Source organism: Kitasatospora sp. NPDC088548, from assembly GCF_044753005.1.
Lineage (GTDB): Bacteria > Actinomycetota > Actinomycetes > Streptomycetales > Streptomycetaceae > Kitasatospora.
The window spans coordinates 689,773-698,532 of the sequence record NZ_JBIVMI010000001.1; the positions used below are offsets into that span (position 1 = coordinate 689,773).

Sequence of the window (8,760 nt, forward strand, 5' to 3'; positions counted from 1 at the left end):
GCGCCATGACCACTTCGGAGATGCAGCCCGAGACCGCTCGCGCGGGACTGTCCCCGGCCGCCCGGCGGCTGCTGGAGCAGCGGCTGCGCGGACTGACCGCCGCCGCGCCGGCCGGGATCCCCCGGCTCGACCCCCGCCCCGAGTACGCCCCGCTGTCCGCCGCGCAGCAGCGCCTCTACTTCCTCGACCAGCTCGACCCCGGCGCCACCACCTATCTGCTGCCCGCCGCCTGGCGGTTCAGCGGCCCGCTCGACCTGGCGGCGCTGGACGCGGCGGTCGGCGACCTGGTCGCCCGGCACGAGCAGCTGCGGACGACCTTCCCGGCCCAGGACGGCGTGCCCGCCCAGCGGGTGCACCCGGCCGACGGGGCCGGCCTGGACCTGGTGGACCTGACCGGCGCCGCGGAGCACGACCTCGCCGAGGCCGTGCGGGCGGCCGCCGTCCGCCCCTTCGACCTCGCCGCCGAGCCCGCCTTCCGGGCCACCCTGCTGAAGGCCGCCGAGGAGGACCACGTCCTGGTGCTGGCCATGCACCACATCGTCTCGGACGGCTGGTCGCTGGACCTGCTGGTGCGCGACCTGCGCGAGCTCTACCGGGCCAGGACGGCGGGCGACGCCCCCCGGCTGCCCGAGCTGCCGATCGAGTACACCGACTACGCGGTCTGGCTGCGCGGCGCCGACGAGAGCGCCGACCTCGCCTACTGGCGCACCCGGCTGGCCGGGCTGACCCCGCTCGACCTGCCCACCGACCACCCCCGCCCGGCCACCCCCTGCCACACCGGCGCGGTGCACACCACCGTCCTGCCGGCGGAGCTGTCGGAGGCGCTCGCCGCCCTCGGCCGGCGGACCGACACCACCCCGTACATGACGGTGATGGCGGCGTTCCAGGCCGCGCTGGCCTTCCACAGCGGGCAGAGCGACATCGCCATCGGCACCGTGGTCGCCAACCGGGACCGGCCCGAGACCGAGCAGCTGGCCGGGTTCTTCGTCAACACGCTGGTGCTGCGCGCCGACCTGTCCGACGACCCGACCCCGGCGGCCCTGCTGGCCCGCACCCGGGAGAGCGTCCTGGGGGCGCTCTCGCACCAGACCCTGCCGTTCGAGCGGGTGGTGGACGAGCTGAGCCCGGAGCGCGACCTCACCCGCAACCCGCTGTTCCAGGTGCTGTTCACGCACGCCGCGGTGGAGCGCGGCTCCCTCGTCCTCGGCGGGGCCACCGGCCGGGCGTTCCCGATCGACCTCACCACCGCCAAGTTCGACCTCGCGCTGGAGCTGCGCGAGAGCGGCGGCGCCCTGGAGCTGGTCTTCGTCCACCGGCCCGACCTGTTCGAGGCCTCCTCGGTGGCCGCCCTGGCCGCGCACACCGTGGCGCTGCTGCGCGCCTTCACCGAGGCGCCGGACGCCCCGCTCGGCACGGTCGACCCGCTGACCGCCGAGGAGCGGGCCCGGCTGCTGGGCCCCGCTGGCCCGGCCAACCCGGACACCGGCGCGGGGCCCGCCCCGCGCACCGCACCCGAGCGGCTGGCCGGGCACATCGCCCGCACCCCGCACGCGGTGGCCGTCAGCGGCGGCGGCCGGACGCTCACCTACGCCCAGCTGGACGCCGCCGCCTCCGCGCTGGCCCGGCGGCTGCGCGCGGCCGGCATCGGCCGCGAGTCGCTGGTCGGGGTCTGCCTGGGCCGCTCGGTGGACCTGGCCGTGGCGCTGCTCGGCGTCTGGCGGGCCGGCGCCGCCTATCTGCCGCTGGACCCGGCCCACCCCCGGGCCCGCCGGGAGTTCACCGTCGCCGACGCCGGGGTCTCCTGGGTGGTCGTCGACGAGGCCGGCCGCGCCGCCGTCGAGGGCCTGCCGGTCGGGGTGATCCCGCTGGACGGCGCCGGACCGGCGGCCGAGGGCCCGGACACCAAAGAGGGCCCGGACACCGGGGACGCGCGGCCCGCGCCGCGCGACCTCGCCTATGTCATCTACACCTCCGGCTCCACCGGCAGGCCGAAGGGCGTCGAGATCACCCACGCCAACCTGGCCTGGCTGCTCGGCGCCGCCGACCAGCACTTCGCGTTCGGCCCCGCGGACGTCTGGACGCTGGTGCACTCCCCCGCCTTCGACTTCTCCGTCTGGGAGCTGTGGGGGCCGCTGAGCAGCGGTGGGCGGGTCGTGGTGCTCACCGAGGACGAGGTCCGCGACCCGGCCGCCGTGCACGCCGTCCTGCGCGAGCAGCGGGTCACCGTGCTCAACCAGACGCCCGCCGCGTTCAAGGGCCTGCGCGCCCATCTCGCCCAGCAGGGCGCCGACTTCGCCGACCTGGCGCTGCGCACGGTGGTCTTCGGCGGCGACGCCTTCGACGTCCGCGACTACCGCGACTGGTTCGCCGCCCCCGAGCGGCGGCGGCCCGCGCTGGTCAACATGTACGGGATCACCGAGACCACCGTGCATGTGACGTACCGCCTGATCACCGCCGAGGACGTGGCGGGCGAGGTCCGCTCCCCGATCGGCCGGCCGCTCGCCGGCCAGCACGGCTACGTGCTCGACGCCGCCGGCCGGCTGGTCCCGCAGGGCACGGCCGGCGAGCTGTACGTCACCGGCGGCGGCGTCGCCCGCGGCTACCGCAACCGGCCGGAGCTCTCCGCGGAGCGCTTCCCCAGCGACCCGTTCGGCCCGCCCGGCGCCCTGATGTACCGCACCGGGGACCTCGTCCGGGTGCTGCCCGACGGCCAGTTGGCGTACGTCGGCCGGGCCGACCACCAGGTGAAGATCCGCGGCTACCGGATCGAGCCCGGCGAGATCGAGACCGCGCTGCGCGGTCAGCCCGGGGTGGCCGACGCCGCCGTGGTGGCCCGCTCCGAACCGCACGGCGGCGCCCGGCTGGTCGCCCATGTGGTGATGACCGAGGGCCGGCCGCTGGACGCGGCGGCGCTGCGCGAGCGGCTGCGGCTCACCCTGCCCGAGTACATGGTGCCGGCGCTGTTCGTCCGCCACCCGCGGCTGCCGATCACCGCCAACGGCAAGGTGGACCGCAGGGCGCTGACGGCGGTGGCCGGCGACGGCACCGCCGCGGCCGGCGGCCACGTCCCGCCGGCCGGGGCGACCGAGATCGCGCTGGCCCGGATCTGGGCCGAGGTGCTGGGCACCGAACGGGTCAGCCGGACGGCGAACTTCTTCGACCTCGGCGGCGACTCCATCCTGGCGCTGCGGGTGATCGGCCTGGCCCGCCCGGCCGGCCTCGGGCTGACCGTGGCCGACCTGTTCCGGGCCCGCACTCTGGCCGACCTCGCCCGGCTGACCACCGAGGCCGTCGAGGCCCCCGACCCGGTCGCGCCGTTCTCCCAGCTGGACCCGGCCGACGCGGCCCGGCTGCCGGACGGCCTCGACGACGCCTACCCGCTGACCATGCTCCAGGTCGGCATGCTGCACGAGATGCTCGCCGACCCCCGGCGCGGCGCGTACCACAACGTCACCGACCTCAAGATCACCACCCCGGAGGGCTTCGACCTGGCCGCCTTCCAGGCCGCGGTGGACGCGGTGGTCCGCGGCCACAGCATCCTGCGCTCCTCGATCGACCTGGTCTCCTACCGCGAGCCGCTCCAACTGGTGCACACCGAGGCCGCGCTGCCGGTCGGCTACACCGATCTGCGGGAGCTGCCGAGGGAGGAGCAGCGGGCCGCCCTGCGGCGCTTCGTCGACGAGGAGTTCGCCCGCCGCTTCGACCTGGCGGCCCCGCCGCTGGTCCGCATCCACCTGCACCACCTGACCGACCACGAGCTGCGGCTGGTGCTCACCGACTGCCATGTCGTGCTGGACGGCTGGAGCCTGACCTCGCTCATCGCCGACCTGCTCGACCTGCACCGGCGGGCGGTCGCGCACGGCCGGCCCCCGGCGCCGCCCGCGGCCCCCGCCTTCGCCGGGTACGTCGCCCTCGAACGGGCCACCCTGCACAGCGAGGAGGCGCTGGAGTTCTGGCGCTCCTCCCTGGCCGAGCTGCGCCCGGTCCGCTTCGCCCGGCGCGGCGCCCCCGCCCCCGACGACGCGCCCGTCCACGAGGTGCGGCGCTCCTACGACGCGCTCGCCGAGCCGATCGGGCGCCTCGCCCAGTCGGCCGGGGTGCCCCGGCGCACCGTGCTGGCCACCGCCTTCCACCACGTGATGAGCCTGTTCGCGGAACGCGACGAGGACGCGGTCGGCCACTCGATCGGCCTGGTCACCAACGGCCGGCCCGAGGTACCGGGCGCGGACCGGATGCGCGGGCTGTTCCTCAACACCGTGCCGTTCGGCGTGGCGCGTCCGCGCGGCAGCTGGCTGGAGTACCTGCGCGCGGTGTTCGCGGCCGAACAGGAGATGCTGCCGCACCGCCGGATGCCGCTGGCGCGGATGGCCCAACTGCGCCCCGGCGAGCCGAACATGGTCGAGGCCGTCTTCAACTACGTCAACTTCCACCGGCTCTCCCACGACGCCTGGGACGAGTCCCTGGAGATCGCCCGCACCATGTTCCCGCTGATGATCAACGCGAGCGTGGGCGCCTTCACCATCGACGTGGACCCGGAGTACGTCTCCCCGGCCACCACGGAGCAGCTCGCGGACGTGCTCCACACCCTGCTCGCGACGATGGTCGCCGACCCGCACGGCAGGGTCACCCCGCCCGCACTGACCGGCGCCGCCCTCGACACGGCGCTGGCCCGGGGCAACGGGCCGGCCCGGGAGAACAGCCCGCTGATGTTCCACGAGCACGTCGCCGCACACGCCGCGCGCACCCCGGACGCGGTGGCCGTCGAGCACGGCGACCGGCAGGTGACCTACCGCGAGCTGGACGGGGCGGCCGGGCGGCTGGCGGAGCGGCTGCGCACGCTCGGCGTCGGCCCGGAGACCCCGGTCGGCATCTGCACCGACCGCGGGCCCGACCAGGTGTGCGCCGCCCTCGGCGTGCTGAAGGCGGGCGGCGCGTTCCTGCCGCTGGACCCGCAACACCCCGCCGACCGGCTCGCGTTCATGGCCTCGGACAGCGGGATGCGGGTGCTGCTCACCCAGACCTCGCTGGCCGGCACCGTGCCCTTCGACGGCCCGGTCCTGCTCCTGGACGACCCCGCCACCTGGACCGCGTCCACCGGCCGCCCCCCGGCGCGGCCGGCCTTCGCCCCGGGCCCGGACACCATGGCGTACGTCATCTACACCTCGGGTTCCACCGGCACGCCCAAGGGCGTCGCCGTCCCGCACCGCGGCCTGACCAACATGCTGGAGGGCCAGCGCGACCTGGTCCAGCCGGGCCCGGACGACCGGGTGCTCCAGTTCGCCTCCTTCGGCTTCGACGTCTCCGTCATGGAGCTGACCTGGGCCCTGGCCAACGGCGGCCGGCTGGTCACCGCGTCCAAGGACGACCTGCGGCCGGGCCCCGACCTGGCCCGCACCCTGCTCGCCCACGGCGTCAACCGGGCCATGTTCCCGCCGAGCGCGCTCACCGTGCTGGGCGAGGACCGCTTCCCCGCGATCGAGGTGCTCCAGGTCGCGGGCGAGGGCTGCCCGGCGGAGCTCGCGGACACCTGGTCGCGCGGCCGGCGCTTCCACAACGCCTACGGCCTCACCGAGACGGCCGTGTGGTCCGTCGCCACCGAACTCTCCCCGGGCCAGGGGCGCCCGCCGATCGGCACGCCGATCCGCAACACCCGGGTGCTGGTCCTCGACGAGGACCTGCGGCCCGTCCCGGTCGGGGTGACCGGTGAGGTCTACCTGGGCGGCCAGGCCATCGCCCGGTGCTACCTGAACCGGCCCGCGCTGACCGCCGCCACCTTCGTGCCCGACCCGTACGGCGCCCCCGGCGAGCGGCTCTGCCGCACCGGCGACCTCGGCACCGTCCGGCCCGACGGCGCGGTGGAGGTGTTCGGCCGCCGGGACACCCAGGTCAAGCTCCGCGGCTTCCGGATCGAACTGGGCGAGATCGAGCACGCGCTGCGGCAACTGCCCGACGTGCGCCAGGCGGTGGTGCTGCACCGGACCGACCTGCCCGGCGAACCGGCCCTGGTCGCCTACGTGGTCGCCCGGGGCGGCACCAAGCCGACGGTCGAGCGCTTCACCGGCGCGCTGCGCACCACCATGCCCGCCTACATGGTGCCGGGCCGGTTCGTCTTCCTGGACGAGCTCCCGGTCAACCGCAGCGGGAAGATCGACAAGCGGGCGCTGCCGCTGCCCCCGGCCGAACGGGCCAGCACCGACACGGCGTACGTCGCCCCCGCCACCGCCACCGAGAAGGTGCTGGCCGAGATCTGGCGGGAGGTGCTCGGCCTCTCCCTGATCGGGGTGCACGACGACTTCTTCCGGATCGGCGGGAGTTCGCTCTCCACCGTCCGGGTGGCCGCGATGGCGGCCGAGCGCGGACTGACCGTCTCCGTCCGGGATCTGATCGAACGGCCCACCCTCGCCCGGCTCGCCGCCCGCGCCGAGGCGACCGCCCCGGACGCCGCCCCCGTGGCGGTCACCTCGGAGGTCCGGCTGCGCGAAGGCGAGGGCGCCCCGCTCTGGTGCGTCCACCCCAGCGGTGGCAGCGCCGCCTGGTTCGTACCGCTCGCCCGGGAGCTCCCGCCCGGCCGCCCGGTGCACGCCTTCCAGGCCCGCGGCCTGCTGGGCGGGGTGGACCCGAGCACCATCGCGGGCATCGCGGCCAACTACGCCGGGGAGATCGCCGACCACGGCGGGCACGGCCCGCACGACCTGCTCGGCTGGTCGATGGGCGCCAACATCGCCCTGGAGATGGCCACCCAGCTGCACGAGGCCGGCCACACCGTCGAGCCGCTGGTGCTGATCGAGCCCTATCTGCCCAACCCGGCGGCCCGGGCCCGCCTCGCCGGCGTCGGCCGCGACATGCGGGACGCGCTGCGGATGCGCGACCGGCTGCGCACCCTGCCGCCGTCCCCCGGGCGCGACACCGCGGCGGCCGAACTCACCGCCCTGCTGCTCGGCGCGGGCATGAGCCCCGGCGAGGCGGCCCTGGTCGAGCAGGCCCCGATCGAGGTCTGGCACTCGCTGCTCACCGCCCTCGCCGACTACGAGGTCCGCCCCTACCCCGGCCATGTGCACCTGGTGGTCGGCACCCAGGCCGCCGGGCTGCCGGCCGGCGAGCCGATGCCCGGGCTCGACGTCGACTACCGGGCGTACGTGGACCACTGGCGCGAACTGGCGCTCGGCGGGCTCACCGTCCACATCAGCGAGGGCGACCACATGTCCATGCTCGCCGAGCCCCTGGTCCGCGGCCTCGCGGCCCTGCTCGACACCATCGGCACGAACGGCACGAACGGCACGAACGGCACGAACGGCACGAGCAGCATGAACAGCACCAGCGACACCACCGGCGCGAGCGGCACGGGCTCGGCCACGACCGGCGCGGAGGCCCGGCGATGACCCTCACCACCGTCCGCTTCACCGAGCGGTACCTGCTCGACCCCGCCGTCAACGCGGACCCGTACGAGTACCTCAACACGCTCCGCGACCACCGGCCGGTGTACTGGAGCGCCATGCACCGGGCCTGGCTGGTCACCGGCTACGAGCCGGTGATGCAGTGCCTGCGCGACCCGGCGGTCTCCGCCGACCGGGTCCGGCCGCTGATGGACGCCGTCCCGCAGGGCGCCCGCGAGGACGCCGAGCGCGCGTTCGGCATCCTCTCCCGCTGGATGGTGTTCAACGACCCGCCGACCCACCGCCGGCTGCGCCAGGTGTTCCAGGAGCAGTTCGCCGCCCGCGCGGTGGCCCGCTACCGCGGCTTCACCGAACGGGCCACCGGCGCCATGCTCACCCGCCGGGCCGCCCCCGGCCGCACCGGCGACCTCGCCGCCGACATCGCCAAGCCGCTGCCGGCCCTGGTCTTCGCCCGCTGGCTGGGCGTCCCGCAGTCGCACAGCCCGTCGTTCTGGTACTGGAACGCCCGGGTCGCCGACCTCGTGCTCGGCGCCGCCCAGGAGGAGCGCGAGTACCGCACCTCGCTGCAGTCCCTGGTCAGCCTGGAGGAGTACCTGGGCGGGCTGGTCACCGAGCGCCGCGCCGAACCGAAGGACGACCTGATCAGCTCCGTCCTCGCGGGCGGCCGGATCGGCGACTCGGTCAGCGAGGAGGAGTTCGTCGGGATGCTCACCCAGATGGCCTTCGCCGGCGGGGAGACCACCAGCAACCTCATCGCCAACACCCTGCTCGCGCTGCTCGGGCAGCCGGAGCAGCTGGCCGCCGTCCGCGCCGAACCGGAGCTGGTGGCGGCGGCCGTGGAGGAGACGCTGCGGCTGGACGGCCCGTCCAAGATGTCGATCCGCAACGCCGCCCGCGACTTCGAGCTGGACGGCCGGACCATCCGCGCCGGGGACCGGATCTTCCTGGTCACCGCCGCCGCCAACCGCGACCCCGGGCGGTTCCCCGACCCGGACCGGTTCGACCTGCACCGCGAGGTCACCACCCACCTGGGCTTCGGCTTCGGCGCGCACTTCTGCATCGGCGCCGCGCTCGCCCGGCTGGTGGCCGGCGTGGTGGTCGCCACCCTGCTGCGCGACTACCCGGGCCTGGCCCTGGACGGGCAACGGCTCAACTGGCAGCTGTCACTGCTCAACCGGAGCCTGACCGCACTGCCCGTCCGGTACTGAGCGCCCCCCGGCAGACCGCTGCCGACCCCGCCGTGGGGGGGGGGGCCCCCCCCCCCCCCCCGCCGCGCCCGCCCCCCCCCCCCCCCCCCCCCACACACCCCCCAACCCCCCCCCCCCCCCCCCCCCCCCCCCAAAGCCCACCCCCCCCCGCCCCCCCC

The 8,760-nt window shown here is 75.8% G+C and carries 2 protein-coding genes; both read left to right on the top strand.

Annotation, left to right across the window (positions count from 1 at the left end; translation table 11 throughout):
• Positions 1-5 precede the first annotated feature (5 nt).
• A complete protein-coding gene (locus tag ACIP82_RS03020; protein ID WP_400650210.1) occupies positions 6-7,379 on the top strand; it encodes an amino acid adenylation domain-containing protein in 7,374 nt (2,457 codons plus the stop codon).
• Positions 7,376-8,602: a cytochrome P450 gene (locus ACIP82_RS03025; RefSeq protein ID WP_363604260.1), complete on the top strand. Its 1,227-nt coding sequence runs from the start codon at positions 7,376-7,378 to the stop codon at positions 8,600-8,602. The genes ACIP82_RS03020 and ACIP82_RS03025 overlap by 4 nt, the downstream gene beginning before the upstream one ends.
• Positions 8,603-8,760 lie beyond the last annotated feature (158 nt).

Excerpts from the sequence above, each read along its gene's own strand:
- ACIP82_RS03020 (WP_400650210.1), top strand. The coding sequence starts at position 6 with ATGACCACTTCGGAGATGCAGCCCGAGACCGCTCGCGCGGGACTGTCC.
- ACIP82_RS03025 (WP_363604260.1), top strand. The coding sequence starts at position 7,376 with ATGACCCTCACCACCGTCCGCTTCACCGAGCGGTACCTGCTCGACCCC.